The organism is Mucilaginibacter sp. KACC 22773 (assembly GCF_028736215.1).
GTDB lineage: Bacteria > Bacteroidota > Bacteroidia > Sphingobacteriales > Sphingobacteriaceae > Mucilaginibacter.
Map to the genome: position 1 here is coordinate 4597592 of NZ_CP117883.1, position 14814 is coordinate 4612405.

The 14814-nt window shown below is 42.8% G+C and carries 15 protein-coding genes; 8 read left to right on the plus strand and 7 right to left on the minus strand.

From position 1 onward, the window contains the following. Window positions 1-18: 18 nt before the first annotated feature. Window positions 19-1311, minus strand: coding sequence for a DUF885 domain-containing protein (locus PQ469_RS18695; RefSeq protein ID WP_274209046.1), 1293 nt, complete (start codon window positions 1309-1311; stop codon window positions 19-21). 85 nt (window positions 1312-1396) lie between these two features. Here PQ469_RS18695 and PQ469_RS18700 point away from each other — a divergent pair, with 85 nt between their 5' ends. Next, the gene (locus tag PQ469_RS18700) at window positions 1397-2359 is read left to right on the plus strand and encodes a TolB-like translocation protein (protein ID WP_274209047.1); all 963 of its coding nucleotides are present in this window, start codon (window positions 1397-1399) and stop codon (window positions 2357-2359) included. A gap of 84 nt (window positions 2360-2443) precedes the next feature. Here PQ469_RS18700 and PQ469_RS18705 read toward each other — a convergent pair whose 3' ends face one another. The 3 genes from PQ469_RS18705 to PQ469_RS18715 all read right to left on the minus strand — a co-directional run bounded on the left by PQ469_RS18705 (window position 2444) and on the right by PQ469_RS18715 (window position 5503). Then, window positions 2444-2806 carry a hypothetical protein gene (locus PQ469_RS18705; RefSeq protein WP_090644786.1) on the minus strand — a complete coding sequence of 121 codons (363 nt, stop codon included), beginning with the start codon at window positions 2804-2806 and terminating at the stop codon, window positions 2444-2446. 90 nt (window positions 2807-2896) lie between these two features. Beyond that, window positions 2897-4633 carry a serine hydrolase domain-containing protein gene (locus tag PQ469_RS18710; RefSeq protein WP_274209048.1) on the minus strand — a complete coding sequence of 579 codons (1737 nt, stop codon included), beginning with the start codon at window positions 4631-4633 and terminating at the stop codon, window positions 2897-2899. A 57-nt stretch (window positions 4634-4690) separates the two neighbouring features. Beyond that, entirely contained in the window at window positions 4691-5503 is an 813-nt protein-coding gene (locus PQ469_RS18715) for a helix-turn-helix transcriptional regulator (protein WP_274209049.1), read from the minus strand. 175 nt (window positions 5504-5678) lie between these two features. Between PQ469_RS18715 and PQ469_RS18720 the strand changes: the two genes are divergently transcribed. Next, the gene (locus PQ469_RS18720; protein ID WP_274209050.1) at window positions 5679-5972 is read left to right on the plus strand and encodes a hypothetical protein; all 294 of its coding nucleotides are present in this window, start codon (window positions 5679-5681) and stop codon (window positions 5970-5972) included. A gap of 10 nt (window positions 5973-5982) precedes the next feature. On the opposite strand, the gene PQ469_RS18725 is transcribed toward PQ469_RS18720, so the two are convergent. The 3 genes from PQ469_RS18725 to budA all read right to left on the minus strand — a co-directional run bounded on the left by PQ469_RS18725 (window position 5983) and on the right by budA (window position 8828). After that, window positions 5983-7224 carry a DUF3179 domain-containing (seleno)protein gene (locus tag PQ469_RS18725; RefSeq protein ID WP_090644770.1) on the minus strand — a complete coding sequence of 414 codons (1242 nt, stop codon included), beginning with the start codon at window positions 7222-7224 and terminating at the stop codon, window positions 5983-5985. After that, a complete protein-coding gene (locus PQ469_RS18730) occupies window positions 7225-7788 on the minus strand; it encodes a carboxymuconolactone decarboxylase family protein (RefSeq protein ID WP_090644767.1) in 564 nt (187 codons plus the stop codon). Window positions 7789-8018: 230 nt separating this feature from the next. Next, window positions 8019-8828 carry an acetolactate decarboxylase gene (budA, locus tag PQ469_RS18735; RefSeq protein WP_274209051.1) on the minus strand — a complete coding sequence of 270 codons (810 nt, stop codon included), beginning with the start codon at window positions 8826-8828 and terminating at the stop codon, window positions 8019-8021. Window positions 8829-9123: 295 nt separating this feature from the next. Between budA and PQ469_RS18740 the strand changes: the two genes are divergently transcribed. The 6 genes from PQ469_RS18740 to PQ469_RS18765 all read left to right on the plus strand — a co-directional run bounded on the left by PQ469_RS18740 (window position 9124) and on the right by PQ469_RS18765 (window position 14785). Further along, window positions 9124-9834 carry a DsbA family oxidoreductase gene (locus tag PQ469_RS18740; RefSeq protein WP_274209052.1) on the plus strand — a complete coding sequence of 237 codons (711 nt, stop codon included), beginning with the start codon at window positions 9124-9126 and terminating at the stop codon, window positions 9832-9834. Window positions 9835-10063: 229 nt separating this feature from the next. Further along, on the plus strand, window positions 10064-10675 hold the full coding sequence (locus tag PQ469_RS18745; RefSeq protein WP_274209053.1) for a hypothetical protein: 612 nt from the start codon (window positions 10064-10066) through the stop codon (window positions 10673-10675). Between the two features lie 181 nt (window positions 10676-10856). After that, window positions 10857-12014 (plus strand): MFS transporter, encoded by a 1158-nt coding sequence (locus tag PQ469_RS18750; RefSeq protein WP_274209054.1) that lies wholly within the window; start codon window positions 10857-10859, stop codon window positions 12012-12014. Between the two features lie 341 nt (window positions 12015-12355). After that, window positions 12356-13039, plus strand: coding sequence for a response regulator transcription factor (locus PQ469_RS18755; protein ID WP_274209055.1), 684 nt, complete (start codon window positions 12356-12358; stop codon window positions 13037-13039). Next, window positions 13036-14403, plus strand: coding sequence for a sensor histidine kinase (locus PQ469_RS18760; protein WP_274209056.1), 1368 nt, complete (start codon window positions 13036-13038; stop codon window positions 14401-14403). The genes PQ469_RS18755 and PQ469_RS18760 overlap by 4 nt, the downstream gene beginning before the upstream one ends. 220 nt (window positions 14404-14623) lie before the next feature. Continuing rightward, window positions 14624-14785, plus strand: a complete 162-nt coding sequence (locus PQ469_RS18765) for a hypothetical protein (protein ID WP_274209057.1) — start codon at window positions 14624-14626, stop codon at window positions 14783-14785. Window positions 14786-14814 lie beyond the last annotated feature (29 nt).

Consider the following 14814-nt stretch of genomic DNA (forward strand, 5'->3'; position numbering starts at 1 on the left):
TAACGGCGCAGGTTTTATTTACCTGAATACGTTTTCTTTTACCAAAAACAAGGGCAGCGAGCCATGATCCAGCACGCGCGAGTGAAAATCCCTGATATTAAATTCTTTACCCTGCTTTTTTTGCAATTCCTCTTTCCACTGCAGTATTTGCAGCGCGCCGTATTTATAGGTAACTACCTGGGCTGGCCAGCGGCGCATGCGGGCTATTTCGCGCAGGGCAATATCATCCTGGTTACGGATATTCTTTTTCCAGAAGGCAAGGGCTTGCTCATCTGTCCAGCCATAATAGTTTAGGCCAACATCAAGCGGTACGCGTACCGAGCGTACTATATCCCACTCCCACTTACCCAGTTCATCATAAGGGGTTTGATATACACCCAGTTGCTTACCTAACTCTTCGGTATAAGCAGCCCAGCCTTCGGCAAAACCTATGTAATAAAAAAGCTGCTGCACTCCCGATGTTTTGGTTTTATTTTCAACACTTGCCTGGTAGTGGTGCCCGGGCACGGCTTCATGTATAAAAAGCCAATCGTATTGGCGCTTGTTGTAGGGCTTATCAAAAAGATTATAGTAAAAAGTGTTATTATCGTAATAGCCGGGTGTTTGCGCCAGCTGTTTGCTTTCGCCCGCCTTGATTTTTAATGGGTTGGGCTCCGCATCGTTAAACAGCCCGGGCAGGTTGGTATAGATAATTGCTTTGGTGTGCTCAAAGCTTTGTTGTACTACTTTGGGGTCGCTTTCAAGAAAAACAGCATCATTTAAATGTTTGTAAAAAGCATCATCTGGTAATCCGGTTTGTTGCCGCACTATTTCAATATGCCGTTGTACACGGGCAACTTCGGTAAGGCCAAATTTGTAAATCCCGTCGGGCGTCACATCGGCGCCTACCCATCGTTTTAATAAATAAGCATACCATGCCTTACCGTTGGTGATAGTTATGATGCCCCCTGCCGATATTTTCTCTGGGCGATTTTTTATCCATTCCTGTTCCAACGCCAGGCGCTCCAGGTTTAGGCCGGTTTCATAAGTAATCAGGTTATAGTCCAGCTTTTGCGATGGTGTCAGAATATTGGCTTCATAATTTAAAAGGCCCTGCTTTGCCCACGTAAAAAAAGCAACTTGTTTTTGGATGTTTTCAGTAGTACCAATATGTTCCAGGCCGCTTACATAGCTCAACTCAAGTTGTGGCAGGTTAAGGGCCTTGTACCCGCTTACAAACCTGTCCGAAAAAGCATCAAACTTTTCTTGCGCACCGGCATTAAATAAGCACAATGTAAAAAAGCAAAAGCAACATAAACGTATCTTCATCATATGAATTTGGGCAGTTGTTATCTTCGATGATAAATTGGCGCTGATGTTACAAAACATGCAATTATTAACTTAAATTGTAGCCACCATGCATAAACTAACCTTTCTTGTTATCCTGTTAATTATGGGTAATAAAACCGTTGCCCAGGTAAATTATCCCGATGCGATATTACCAACCGATACCCCGGTTTTTTTTGCCAAAGGATTATTAACAGATGGACTAAGCAACCGCGATTTTGCCATATCGCCAAATGGCGACGAGATATTTTATACTTTACAACAACCCCGTTTTGTAACCAGCACCATTTTACACCTGATTAAAAAGAATGGTAAATGGGGTAAGCCGCAGGTAGCCCAGTTTTCGGGCAGATATAAAGATTTGGAGGCAGCATTCTCACCCGATGGGCAAACAGTTTATTTCTCGTCGAACAGGCCTACAGCAAACAACCCCACAAAAAAAGACTTCGACATTTGGCGGGTTAAGCATAAACCTAACGGTACATGGACAGAAGCGGAGAATTTAGGCCCGATAGTTAATACAGATAAAAACGAATTTTACCCCGGCATAACCCGCAGCGGCAACCTGTATTTTACAGTAGAGGCCGATTATGGTAAAGGCAGCGAAGATATTGTAATTTGCAAGCCCAATGTAAACAGTGGATTTAACAAACCCGAAAGCCTGCCCGAAGACGTAAATACCAAATACGATGAGTTTAACGCTTTTGTTGATCCCGACGAGCAATTCATCCTCTTTAGCTCGGATGGCAGGCCGGATAACCTGGGGCGCGGCGATTTATATATAAGCCGCAAAGATAAAACAGGCAACTGGCTGCCCGTAAAACATTTGCCGGCACCAATCAATTCCGGCGCGATAGATTATTGCCCATTTGTAAGCTGGGATAAAAAATACCTGATATTTACCAGCAGCAGGTTAAATAAAGATTTAACAAACGATAAACCAAATTCGTATCTGCAATTAAAAGCATTGTTAAGCGGTGCAGGAAACGGCTGGGATGATATTTATTGGGTAAAATTCAACCCCGATTGGTAGCTATTGAATACATGCAAACCAGAGGCTTACGAAGCTTTAGAAAGCTTCGTAAGCCTGGGATAGTTTCACCTGGTAAGTATAAAACTATTTCTTTTCTTCTGCTCTTTTCAAAACGGCGTGATTTTTTGAGCCGTTAATTTCCAGGTCGATAGCAGTTGAATCGCCGTAAAATTTGCCGGTATGCGCAATATCCATTCCGCTGGTAGCTATGCTAAATGAAAACGTAGTGCCATCTGTTTTACCATTAGTTAAAGGCACGTCGCCTTCGGGTGTTAAAGCCGTTCCTGTTAATTTATCCCCTTCAATTTTAAAATTGTAAAGTAAGGGGTATTCGGTGCCGCCAATGTCAATTTTTCCGGCCCATTTTCCGTTAAGGTCGGCAATGGCTGCAAGGCACGCCATAAAGCAACCAACCAATAATGCTGTAGTAAAAAACTTTCTTTTCATAATTTAATTTTGTTGATATCTAAGATAAGACGTTTTTTAGTTACTTAGGTTACCAGAATATTATAAAAAAATAATGATCAGCGTTTTATATTATTTACCCGCCGTCTTCAGAATATAATTTTCCATGATCTTTTCCGGCTGCCATACCCTTCGGTTCCTGAAATTACCTGATGTAATAACTACTACCATATGGTATTGCGGCACAATAAAAATGTACTGACCGCCAGCCCCACGGGCTTCAATAGTGTTGATGGTTTGGCCGTTTACGTTATAGTGGTAATGCCACCACAAAAAACCATATTCGTTTTTCTCATTATGATTTTCGAGCACAAGGTATTTTTTAAATGATGCATCAACCCAATTTTTACTGATGATCTGCCTGTTTTGCCATTTGCCACCATTGGCATAAAGCAAACCGAATTTCAATAAGTCGCGTGGGCGCAGGAGCATGCCGCCTCCAAAATAAGGGCGGTTCAAGGGATCGTCAAAAACGATATAGTTGGAGATGCCTAAGGGCTCAAAAAGATTTTGATCGATAAACAAATCGAGCGGGTATTTTACAACCGTATCTACAATTACACCCAATAAATACGGATTGGCCGAGCTGTAATTGGCATGTGTTCCGGGATAGTTAATCATTGGTGCTTCCACCACGGTTTTAAGCCAGTCGGCCGAGTTTTGGTATTCGTCTTCGGATGCCGCGGATTTACGATCAATGCCGAAATCTATCGCATCCAGGCCCGAGCTCATGGTAAGCAGGCTGCCAATGCTGATAGCTTGTTTCCTGGCATCGCCATCGGCGGCGTGTTTGTACTTTGCCGGTAAAAATCCAAACAGTTTCTGGGCTGTATCTTTCAGCAGGCCTTTGTCCATAGCAATACCCACAATTGCCGACGAGATACTTTTTGAAGCCGACCGGAGGTCGTGCACCGTTGCCTCATCATAGCCATTAAAATATTGCTCATAAACCAACTTACCGTTACGGCAAATGAGTACGCTGTGCGTATTTGTAATTTTATTGGCGTTGATGCTATCTACCATCAGTTTTAAATAGCGTTCATCTAAGCCGGCAGCTTTTAAACTATTTACCGGCAGGGCATCGTGCATATCAACCGGCGTTTTGCCATCAAATGGTATTTTGAGGCTTCCGCCTGTTAAGTCCCAATCATTAACCGAGCGGCGCAATGAAACCGCAGCAATAGGCAAGCCGGCTATTGACGCCTGTAAGTTTATTGCATCCTTTAAAATTCTGCCACTAAACTTTAACCCGGTGCGATAATCTCTGAAATGAATATTATCACTTGTAAGCGTTAGCCCGCCACTGGCGAAGCCCGAAAAGCGAGGATCACCCAGGAAAATATAAGCTTCATATTTGGTAGAATCGGTATTCTCAACATCAATATAAAATTGAGGTTTCAGGTTGGGCACAAAAAGGATATTCCACCGGCCAGTATAAGTATTGCCCGGCTGCTGTTTCAATACCAGGTGATAGCTCCACTGAACGGAACGGATAAAAAGCCGGATTTGCCCCTCCCCGATAATGCCTTTAACAGCAAGGTTGCTATCTATTTTGATATCAAACTTATTGGCCGATAAGCCAAATCTCTTTTGAATTGATTTCCCGGCAGATGACAATTGAAACGTATATGCATTAGCGCCCAACTTTTTTACAGATACATTAATACTGAAATTCTCCGGATGATTTAGTAAGCCCTCCCAATGGCCTTCGTATGGTTTCATCCCTGCCTGGGCCATACAGCCACAACTGATGAGCAGCAGAAACAGCAACGCGGGTAGCCTATTTTTTAAATACGTGCTTAATAACATGATATATATTTTATACCACAATAGTAATGGCAATAATGCCGGCAAAATAGCACATTGTTAACGTGCGGTAATTATTTTGCGGTACTGCAAAGGCGTAACACCAAACGCCTGCTTGAAGCTGCGGATAAAATGACTCTGGTCTGCAAAGCCACATTCATAGCCAATTTGGGTAAGTGAAACATCAGCTTTTGCCAACAGCACGGCAGCCTGGTTTATCCTTAGTTTTTTTAGATAGTCGCCAACCGTGGTGTTAAAATACGTGGGGAAACTGCGCGATAAATGTACAGGGTGCACCTGCGCTATAGCAGCCAGTACATCCCACGATAAAGTGGCGGCATCGGCATCGTTTAAAACCTCTTTTATTTTTTTAACCCAGGCCGGCTGCCTCGCGGTTTCCCGGCATTTTTCGCCGGTAAGGAAACCGAAAACCTTAAAAAGCGATTCGCGGATTATAAGTAACTCAATATCGGCCGTGTATTTGGTTTCCATATACATATTGCGGAACAGCAGTTTCAAAACCGGGTTATCCAGTTTCAGGCTTCCTTCCATCCGGCTTAAAGGCAATTGGTACCTTTCAAAAAAATCCTGCTCTAACTCAATATGAAATCCACGGGTATAGCCGGGATGTTTGACATTACAATGCGCATCTTGCCAGTTATGGAATAACAAAGTTCCGGCGTTGCATTCATAACTTTCTTTTTTGTTGGTTTCCTGCATGTTACCGGTAAGCAAAAAAGTAAAGTACGGGTTTTCATGGGTATGCCAGTCAACCTTATCATATGTATACTCGGTATCAGTAACGATAAGGTTATCCAAATGAATAGCCTTATTCTGGATTCCGAAATATTTTCCCTTTTCAAGCTGAAGCATACGCTTTATAGACGGCTGGCAGGGGGAATTGTTACGAGGGGAAGAATTATTGAATTATAATCTATTGCAGCCTCATTTTCAAATCTTCAAATTCTCAAATTTTTAAATGACTCTCATCTGCACATTTGAAATCTAAAATCTGCACATCTACATTATTTGCTTAATTTTACCGCCGATGAAAAAAGTGGAAGTATTAAAGCTGATTGACCTGATTGAGGAGATTAAGAAACTGGACGAATTGATTACTCAAAGCCGCAAAAAAAAGACTTCCGACTTTGTGCTGAACCAGTATGAGGCAAAAAAATTAAAAATGATTGGCTCTATCATCAATGAACTGGCCAACCCTCCTATCCAGTCGATGGAAAGCTACCTCCTTATTCAAAAAATCCTGAACAAATATTACCCGAACATCGATAACGGCGATTTGCTAAACGACAGTGACATAGTAAAAATTACCGCTGTTATTTAGTTTAGCCAACCTACAAACCCCAAATAACTGCCAAAGGTTCCTCCCGCTCCCCTTCCTTCCAAAATATAGTTTTGGGGTGAAAATGCTTCCATGAATGCCAGTATTCCTGGTAAGCCTGCACTTTGGTAAGCCGTTGTCCTTTTTGTACTCCTGAAGTACACAAACCATCCCAATCCCAAACAGAGGCTGTTTCCTTATCGGTAAGCTTATCATTCTTATCCAGGTCGAAATGGAGTGTTTTACCGTTAAGCACAGCGTTCCATACATGATAGCTCAGGCTGTCCTTCTCGATGCCTATCAGCAACGAATTATTATTAAGTTCGTCGTTCAGTATCCGCTTGTGGAACATATGCCGCCAGTCATAGGCTTTGGCCTGGCCGTTAATGATTACCCCGATAACCCAGCTTTTACGGATAAGCGAATCTTTATTTTTCAAGGTGCTATCTTTATCTATATACTGTACACGGTCATAATTTTTAAGGTCGGCATAATCAGGTGCATACAACTTATCGGGCTGCATAATGAGCGATGTTGGATGCTTTTGCAACCAGGCACCCAGGGTTAATTGCTCATAAGGCAATTCCTGTAAATGCTGGCCCTTCAGTTTACCAACCGCGGCGTTGCCGGTAGCCTGGTACCACCAGGTTTTGGTACTTTCATCCTCAATAATGGCATTATAGTGCCTTGCCCCTACCAACCTGAAATTTTGACGTTTTCCATTTACAATAGGGTTATAAACCCTGCCCGTGCGGCACATGGTACAATAGGTAACCAAAACAGGCTGCTGGCCCACATTATCCTGTACTTTATGATGATAGCCCAAATAAATAACCGGGTAAGCCTTGGCAACGCCATTGTTTACCACACCCACAACCAAATAATTTAAAGGCACCTTGTTTGATAATCCGTTGGCAAATTTAGCGGCCTCGGTTTCTTTAAACATGGTTTCGGCTTTGTACATGTAATCGGTAATGTAAAAGCTGGCCAGGCAAAGCAGCAATACCGCAGCTTTAACTATTTTACCCCTTTGTGTATTTTTTGAGTAGAATTTAAACAGGTACCAAACAATAAAAATAGCGCCTATTAAACGTAGCGGGTTTACAATTTTTTCAAGGTAATAACATACGGTGATAGCATTTAAATCCTGGCTGCCAGGGAAAGGCATCAGCAGGTAGGCATGTACCAGGCCCGGTACAACCAACAAAATAATCCCAATCCAAAATATTCCAGGTCTGTGTATATATTTCTTCATTTAATCTGCATTTAAGGCGGCATACCTATTTGCCGATGGCAAATAGCCATTTGTTTTTAAGATACCTGCAAGGCGATTATAAAAAGCAGGTTCGGTTGGGGTAACGCTGGCCAGTCCATCTACATAACGGTTATATAAACTAAAAAGGGCGGCAATTAAAACAGTATCGTGTAGCTCAAGGTCGGTGGCGCCGGCCTGTTTGGCATTAGCAACCAATTCGGGTGTTACATTTTTGCCGTTTACCTGTGTTTGGCGCGCAATTTCAAGCAAATATTTCATTTTTTCAGTTACCGGGGCATTGTCCGGATCATTTTTTACCTTTTCGGCAGTTTCGGTTTCACCTAACAAAACGTTAGCAGCTGCGGTATGGGCATTGGTGCAAAAGCGACATTGGTTGCCATTGCTTACCACTGTAGCAATTAATTCGCGCTCGCCTTCCGTCAGGGTCGATTCTCCCCGCAACAGGATTTGGGTAAGCTGCCTTATAGGCAAAGCCGTATCCTGCCTATAATTAAGCAAACCGGTAATTCCGGGCAGGTTTTCGTCTAACGGGATATAAGGCATACCAGCTTTAATGTGTTTCGGGCGTTGCAGCCAGCCAATAAATTTAAATACAAGGTTTTATAATCGACCCTAATTTATCTAAAAAATTAAATAAACAACAATCTATTGCAAATTATTATTGAGGGGCGGGGTTCGTGTAGCGTGGTTCGGGGGTAAGTTGAAAAGAACAAATTGAATTTCGAACCTTCGACACGAGCCACCTTCCCCGAACCTCGCCACCAACGCTTTATTTACTGTTTCTTTCCGTTTTCCACGCTTTTTATCTCTTCTTTACGATCTTTTTTAAAGTCGAAGTTATTGAAGTCGGCAGTTTGGGGCAAATCCATGGTATAGCTGGTAAGGGTATCAACTTCTACGGTAATATCCGTCGCATCCAGGTCAATCAGGTGGCCACCGGCGGTTTTATCCATCGACAGAAAATGAAAATGATAGCCGCTGATATGTCCCCCTTCCATAAACGCCGGAATACGGAAGCCGACAAGATCGCCCTGTACGTTGGCATGTTCAAAAAAGTGCTGCCTGTTCAGCATGGCGGCAAGCGGCAGGTAAGGTTTTTCAACCGGCGGGAAAGCGCGGGTTTTAACCAGTTTAAATTTACCCTTGATATGGATAGCATAAATACCATTTTGGTTGGTAAGCAGGCTATCCAATAGTGCATAAAGTCCTGTTTTAGTTAAGGTGCCGGCATGTTTAAACGTTTTTTTGGCTTTAAAAAAGCAAACTACCGCATAAGGCAGTTTACCTGTATCGGCAACCAGGGTTGTTTTACCTGTTGACCTGGTCTGGTATATCTTTCCATCCATCATCAACAGTTCGCCATCCAGCTGGCCGGGGGCGCCGAGGCCAAAATTACCATGTTTTTCCAGTTGCTTATAAGGGTACCAGTTATCATATAGGCCGCCTATAAAGCCAGAAGCAAAGCCGGCGCTAAACAGGTTGTCGCCGGTATCGGCAGGCTTCATTTTTTGCTGGGCGGTGGCAGTACCGCAGCATAAAATAAACAGGGATAATAAACAAAAAGTAATGTAGCGTTTTTGCATTGTAGGCGTAATTATTTCGGGTATACAAAGCAATTGTTTTACCGGTATTTATCCAACTAATTGAACATAATTAAGTTTGATTGATTTTTATGTACCACATTTTGTGTCCGAACCCGGATTCGCCGGATCGACGGAAGCACCGGGATTTTTTTGCGTACAAAAAATCCTGCGAATCTGGTATTCTGAAAAATCCCGGTTCAGGCCAACGCCGCCAGCCCCACTTAAATTTTACTTTGCCCTTACGGTGATGCTAAACCCTTAGTTTAAATTTGACTATCAAAAAATTTAAAACACCATGATGAAAGTAGAGATCTGGAGCGACGTAATGTGCCCGTTTTGTTATATAGGCAAACGCCGGTTTGAAGAAGCTTTGGAACAATTTGAGCATAAAGACCAGGTTGAAATTGAATGGAAAAGCTTTCAGCTTAACCCGGATATGAAAACCGACCCCAATATTAACATTAGCCAGTACCTGGCAGATGCAAAAGGCTGGACACTTGAATACGCCCGGCAAATGAACAACCACGTAACCCAGATGGCGGCCGAAGTTGGCCTGACCTATGATTTTGACAGATCGGTTGTTGCCAATAGTTTTAGGGCACATCGTTTTAGCCACCTGGCTAAAAAGCATGGTTTAGGCGACAAAGCGGAAGAAGCGCTGTTTAAAGCTTACTTTACTGATGGTTTAAACATTGATGATACCGATACCCTTGTAAACCTGGGCACCGGCATTGGTCTTGATGCTGCCGAAATAAAGCAGGTACTGGAAAGCGACACTTATGCCGATGATGTAAAACGTGATATTGCCGAAGCACAGCAATTAGGCATCAGGGGCGTTCCGTTTTTTGTGATGAATAACAAATATGGCGTATCGGGCGCGCAGGCGGTTCCCGTTTTCCAGGAGACTATCGAAAAATCGTTTGCCGAATGGCAGCAGGAGAACAACAAACCGGCGCTAACTATTATTGAAGGAGAATCGTGCGGGCCGGATGGCGACTGCGCTTAATTACTGATTAATAGCAGCAAAATCAAAATATTATTTTTCTTGCCACATTTTTTCATTTGAAATAAATTTCAGGATGTATAGGTTAAATAAATTTCGTTATTCAACCTATACTTCTTTTCAATCCCGCTTGATACAATTAATCCGAAAAATAGTTTTAAACATTTTAAAATAACACGAAACAATATTATATTTAAAGCAGTAAAACGGATTGATAATCAATCATGTGGGTATGCAAAAAATATACTATAATTTATTTGCCGGCTTATTTTTAATTGCTACGATTAATAGCTGTAAGCTTAGTGGTGATGTTATGCCAACCAAGTCTAAAGATACTACGGCGGTCTTAACGGGAACTGGTACCGGCACGGGAACAGGAACAGGAACAGGAACTGGGACTGGTACAGGAACGGGCAGTAATGACGGCAGCGGTCTGCCTATCGGCGCGGTTGGTACTATATCGTACCAGGTGGATAGCAATCCAATAGTTACCTATAACACAAACACGGCATTTATCATTTTTTCGCCAGGCGACCCAGGCGGTGTAAGCCAGCTTTATCCAAACGGCGCTACGCAGCTTTCGATGGTTAACCCGAAAGACCTGACCACTTCGTTTTCATTAGTTTTTACGGGCATAACACCAGGTACCTATGATATTTTCCTGGTAAGCATTAATACGCCTACTTTACAACTTATAGGCCAGGCAACAGGTAAGGCAAAAGCAACAATTTTAACGCATACATCCAATATGATAGGTACAGTTCAAGGCACTTTTAATGGCGACGAATTGGACGGATCATTTAATACCCATCATGTTAAAGGGTCGTTTAACTTAAAGCAATAACCTTACCCAAACCAAAGTCATATTTGCAAAGCAGTTGTTTAAAAGCAACTGCTTTTTTATTTTTATAAAAAAACAGGCCAAAGTAAAAAACGATTTAGCATTTTCATTGTGTCAACAAAACACCTATATTTGCATCAACACAACTAAGTGTAAAAAATACACTTAGTATAATAAAATAAGAATGATAGATGCACCCGCCCTACCGGTTTTAAATAACAAAAAAACATTGCGCATTGCCGTGGGAGCTATGTTTTTTATGGCCGGGTTAAGCTTTTCAAGCTGGGCATCGCGTATCGCTACAGTACAACAAACCATGGGCCTGTCTGATGCGGCACTTGGCGCCGTGTTATTCTCGCTACCCGTTGGGCTAATGGCATCCCTGCCATTTTCGGGCTGGATTATTACCAAAATTGGCAGCCGCAGGTTACTCATCGGCGCATTGCTGGTTTATGCCTGCGCATTGGTTACTTTGGGCCTGGCTCAAAATACTTTTCAGCTTATCATTTGCCTGGTTTGTTTTGGGTTTAGCAGTAATGCCGTTAATATAGCTGTTAATACACAAGCCGTGGCTGCTGAAGAAATATACCAACGGCCCATATTGGCCTCTTTCCATGGTTTATGGAGCCTGGCAGGTTTTGTTGGCGGCGGCTTTGGTACGCTAATGATTGCATTTAAAATAGCGCCTGTATACCACTTTTTGTTTATGCTGCTGGTTATTGTAACGGGGCTGGCTATATCTGCCCGTTATTTAAAAGATGATAAGGTAGCCAGCGCAGGGCCAGCATTTGTCATGCCCGATAAATCGCTCATTAAATTAGGTATCATCGCATTTTGTTCGATGATATGTGAAGGTGCCATGTTTGACTGGAGCGTTATCTACTTCAAAAAAATTGTGCTTGCCCCTGCCGAGTGGGTGGGTATTGGTTTCACCGCCTTTATGTGTACCATGTTTATAGGCCGTTTTGTGGCCGATGGATTTGCTCATAGGTACGGCTTAAAACGCACTTTGCAGGTAAGTGGCGCCTTAACAGCTACCGGCCTTACTATCGCAGTAATTTTTCCTGATTTTTACACCGCCATATTCGGGTTCCTGTTAGTTGGCGCAGGCGTATCGTCTGTTGTTCCGATGGTGTACAGCGCTGCCGGCAAATCAAAAACTATGCTGCCGGGCGTTGCCTTGGCTGCCGTGTCAACCATAGGCTTCCTGGGCTTTTTTGTAGGTCCTCCGGTTATCGGCTTTATTGCAGGTATTGCCACATTGCGGGCATCGTTTGTGCTCATCGCGCTCATGGGGCTTTCGGTAGTTTTGGTATCAACCAAGGCTAAACTCGATTCTTAGTGCTGCCTGCCAAGCCACCGTGAAAAAGTTAACTTCTTATTCTAAGCCTGTCTTATATCCAAATTTTATTTGAATTTTCTTTTAATGAAGTTGCGCTTTAATTTAAAATGCGACTCTGTACGCAAAAAGGTGCAGAAGTGCAAATCGAAAAAAAATTGGGGCTCACCCTAATTTCAGTTATTATTGCCCTAAAATCGTATGTGAATCCCCTTTCATTTAATTCCCGTAGGATAAATCTTTGGTTTTATACAAAAAAGCGTTTGAAAGTTGTTGTCCATAAACGGAAGCTACGACCAGTTTAAGATCCTGCAAGATACTTTATTAAAATAAGCAAGAGAGCTATGAAAATCCTGATCGTAGAAGATGAAGAACGTATCGCCAGCCTGGTCAAACAGGGATTAGAAGAACAAGGCCATACGGCAATGGTAGCTTATGATGGGCTGAGCGGTAAAAAACTGGCCCTGCAACATGATTACGATCTGTTAATTTCCGATATTATTTTGCCCCAACTCACAGGCCTTGAACTTTGCCGGGATATCCGTTCGGCAAAGCCGGATATGCCGATCATCCTGCTCACCGCCCTGGGAACTACGGACGATAAAGTAGAGGGCTTTGATGCCGGTGCGGATGATTACTTAGTAAAACCCTTTGATTTCAGGGAACTGTTAGTACGCATACGCGCGGTGATGAACCGCAAAATCGGCAATCACATTTTGCAGCCGGATATTTTAAGATATGCCGACCTGGAACTGAATAACCAAACCAAAACCGTGACCCGTTCGGGTAAATCCATCAGTCTCACGCCAAAGGAACTTAAATTGCTGGAATATATGATGCAAAACAGTGAGCGGGTTTTGTCCCGCGTGGAGATCGCTGAAAAGGTATGGGATACTCATTTTGATACGGGAACGAATTTTATCGATGTTTACATCAATTATCTCCGGAAGAAGATAGACAAAGATTTTAATGATAAACTGATCCATACCAAACAAGGTCTTGGGTTTATTTTTGCAGCAGAAAAATGACCATCCGTAACCGGCTTACTTTTCTTTTTACCGGAATTATAGCAGCGCTATTGCTGGCTTTTGCATTGGTGGTTTATTTTTCTTTTTCCGAAAGCCGGGAAGAGGAGTATTATAGCTCCCTACGCCATACGGCGATCACCAAAGCTAATTTGTTATTGGATGCAAAAATACAGCCCCATGTTTTACAACTGATCTACAAACACTCTCCAAACACCCTGTTCCAGGAAGAAGTAGCAATCTACGATACTTCCTTTAACCTGCTTTATCATGATGCGGTCGAAATAGACAAAGTAAAAGAAACCCGGCAGATGATCGATGAGATCGTTGCCAGAAAACAGATCAAATTTTACCAGGGAGAAATGCAGGTAGTGGGCATTTTTTACCACCATTACAACAAGGATTACGTGATCACATCTGCCGCAAACGACCAGTATGGTTATGCAAAACTTCGTAATTTAAAATACACGCTCATCATCGCCTTTTTTGTCGCTATTATCTTTATTTATATCGCCGGATATATTTTTTCCGCTAAAGCACTCAACCCGGTTTCGGATATGGTGGACAAGGTGGAAGAGATTACGGCCACTAATCTTGACCTGCGGATCAACGAAGGAAATGGTAAAGATGAGATCGCGGAACTGGCGGTTACTTTCAATGCGATGCTGAACCGGCTGGAAAAATCCTTTGACGCGCAAAAGGAATTTGTTTCGAATATTTCACATGAATTAAGAACGCCGCTGACGGCCATGCTGACCGAGTTGCAGGTCACAGCAGAAAAAGAAAGAAGTAACGAGTATTATAAGGATGCCATACACCATGCGATCAGTGATGCGCAAAAACTGGTTCGCCTGTCCAATAGCCTGCTTGACCTCGCCAAAGCCAATTATGACCATACCGAAATCGCCTTTAAGGAATTGCGATTGGATGAACTGATACTGGATGCCCGTAACGATGCCTTGCATGACCAGCCCGGCTGTAAGATCAATATCGTTTTTGAAAAAGAAATTGAGGATGATGATTTTATATCAGTCATGGGTAATGAGTATTTGTTGCGGGTCGCTTTTATCAACCTGATGGAAAACGGATGTAAATTCTCAACCGATAATGAAGCCGCTGTCGCCATCACTTATTTTAAAGACAAGACTATTCTGCGCTTCCAGGATCACGGCATTGGTATGGATGAATTGGAACTGCCGCATATCTTTACCGCCTTTTACCGGGGTGCCAATCAGCAATTTGCCGGCGGGAACGGCATCGGCCTGTCCCTCACCAAAAAAATCATCGACCTGCATAAAGGCACAATCACGGTATCTTCTCAAAAAAATGAAGGGACCACGTTTACGGTTGAATTGCCGCACGTTTAGCCTTTTCTAATGACTTTCTAATAGTTTTCTAAGAGTTCTCTAACTGCTCATCCCCTGGGCGGGTGTTACCTTTGCAGCGCATTTCAGCAAAGAAATCATTTTAAATAAAAGTATCATGGATACAGGTCCGAGTAGAATTAGTCATTTATTGTTCATTTCCCGTTAAACCCAGGGCCGCTCAACTACGCAGTCCTGTTCTATCGGGACAAAAATTATTGTCATGCGTAAAAGAGAAAAAATCCACGCGGTTTTAATTGCCGTTAATACCCCCATTTATTTAATCCCCGCAAGTCAGCAAAAGCCTGTTAAGGTCATTGCTTTCCCTACCGCCGGGGTTTTTAGCTTTTCGTTTTCCCGTGTTTTATTGCCGCCAACTGAATGATGAAAACAAGGAAATCATATCCCAATGAT

Excerpts from the sequence above, each read along its gene's own strand:
- PQ469_RS18720 (WP_274209050.1), top strand. The coding sequence starts at position 5,679 with ATGAAAAAAGTGGAAGTATTAAAGCTGATTGACCTGATTGAGGAGATT.
- PQ469_RS18725 (WP_090644770.1), bottom strand. The coding sequence starts at position 7,224 with ATGAAGAAATATATACACAGACCTGGAATATTTTGGATTGGGATTATT.
- PQ469_RS18710 (WP_274209048.1), bottom strand. The coding sequence starts at position 4,633 with ATGTTATTAAGCACGTATTTAAAAAATAGGCTACCCGCGTTGCTGTTT.
- PQ469_RS18700 (WP_274209047.1), top strand. The coding sequence starts at position 1,397 with ATGCATAAACTAACCTTTCTTGTTATCCTGTTAATTATGGGTAATAAA.
- PQ469_RS18715 (WP_274209049.1), bottom strand. The coding sequence starts at position 5,503 with ATGCTTCAGCTTGAAAAGGGAAAATATTTCGGAATCCAGAATAAGGCT.
- PQ469_RS18740 (WP_274209052.1), top strand. The coding sequence starts at position 9,124 with ATGATGAAAGTAGAGATCTGGAGCGACGTAATGTGCCCGTTTTGTTAT.
- PQ469_RS18745 (WP_274209053.1), top strand. The coding sequence starts at position 10,064 with ATGCAAAAAATATACTATAATTTATTTGCCGGCTTATTTTTAATTGCT.
- PQ469_RS18765 (WP_274209057.1), top strand. The coding sequence starts at position 14,624 with ATGCGTAAAAGAGAAAAAATCCACGCGGTTTTAATTGCCGTTAATACC.
- PQ469_RS18695 (WP_274209046.1), bottom strand. The coding sequence starts at position 1,311 with ATGATGAAGATACGTTTATGTTGCTTTTGCTTTTTTACATTGTGCTTA.
- budA (WP_274209051.1), bottom strand. The coding sequence starts at position 8,828 with ATGCAAAAACGCTACATTACTTTTTGTTTATTATCCCTGTTTATTTTA.
- PQ469_RS18755 (WP_274209055.1), top strand. The coding sequence starts at position 12,356 with ATGAAAATCCTGATCGTAGAAGATGAAGAACGTATCGCCAGCCTGGTC.
- PQ469_RS18750 (WP_274209054.1), top strand. The coding sequence starts at position 10,857 with ATGATAGATGCACCCGCCCTACCGGTTTTAAATAACAAAAAAACATTG.
- PQ469_RS18705 (WP_090644786.1), bottom strand. The coding sequence starts at position 2,806 with ATGAAAAGAAAGTTTTTTACTACAGCATTATTGGTTGGTTGCTTTATG.
- PQ469_RS18730 (WP_090644767.1), bottom strand. The coding sequence starts at position 7,788 with ATGCCTTATATCCCGTTAGACGAAAACCTGCCCGGAATTACCGGTTTG.
- PQ469_RS18760 (WP_274209056.1), top strand. The coding sequence starts at position 13,036 with ATGACCATCCGTAACCGGCTTACTTTTCTTTTTACCGGAATTATAGCA.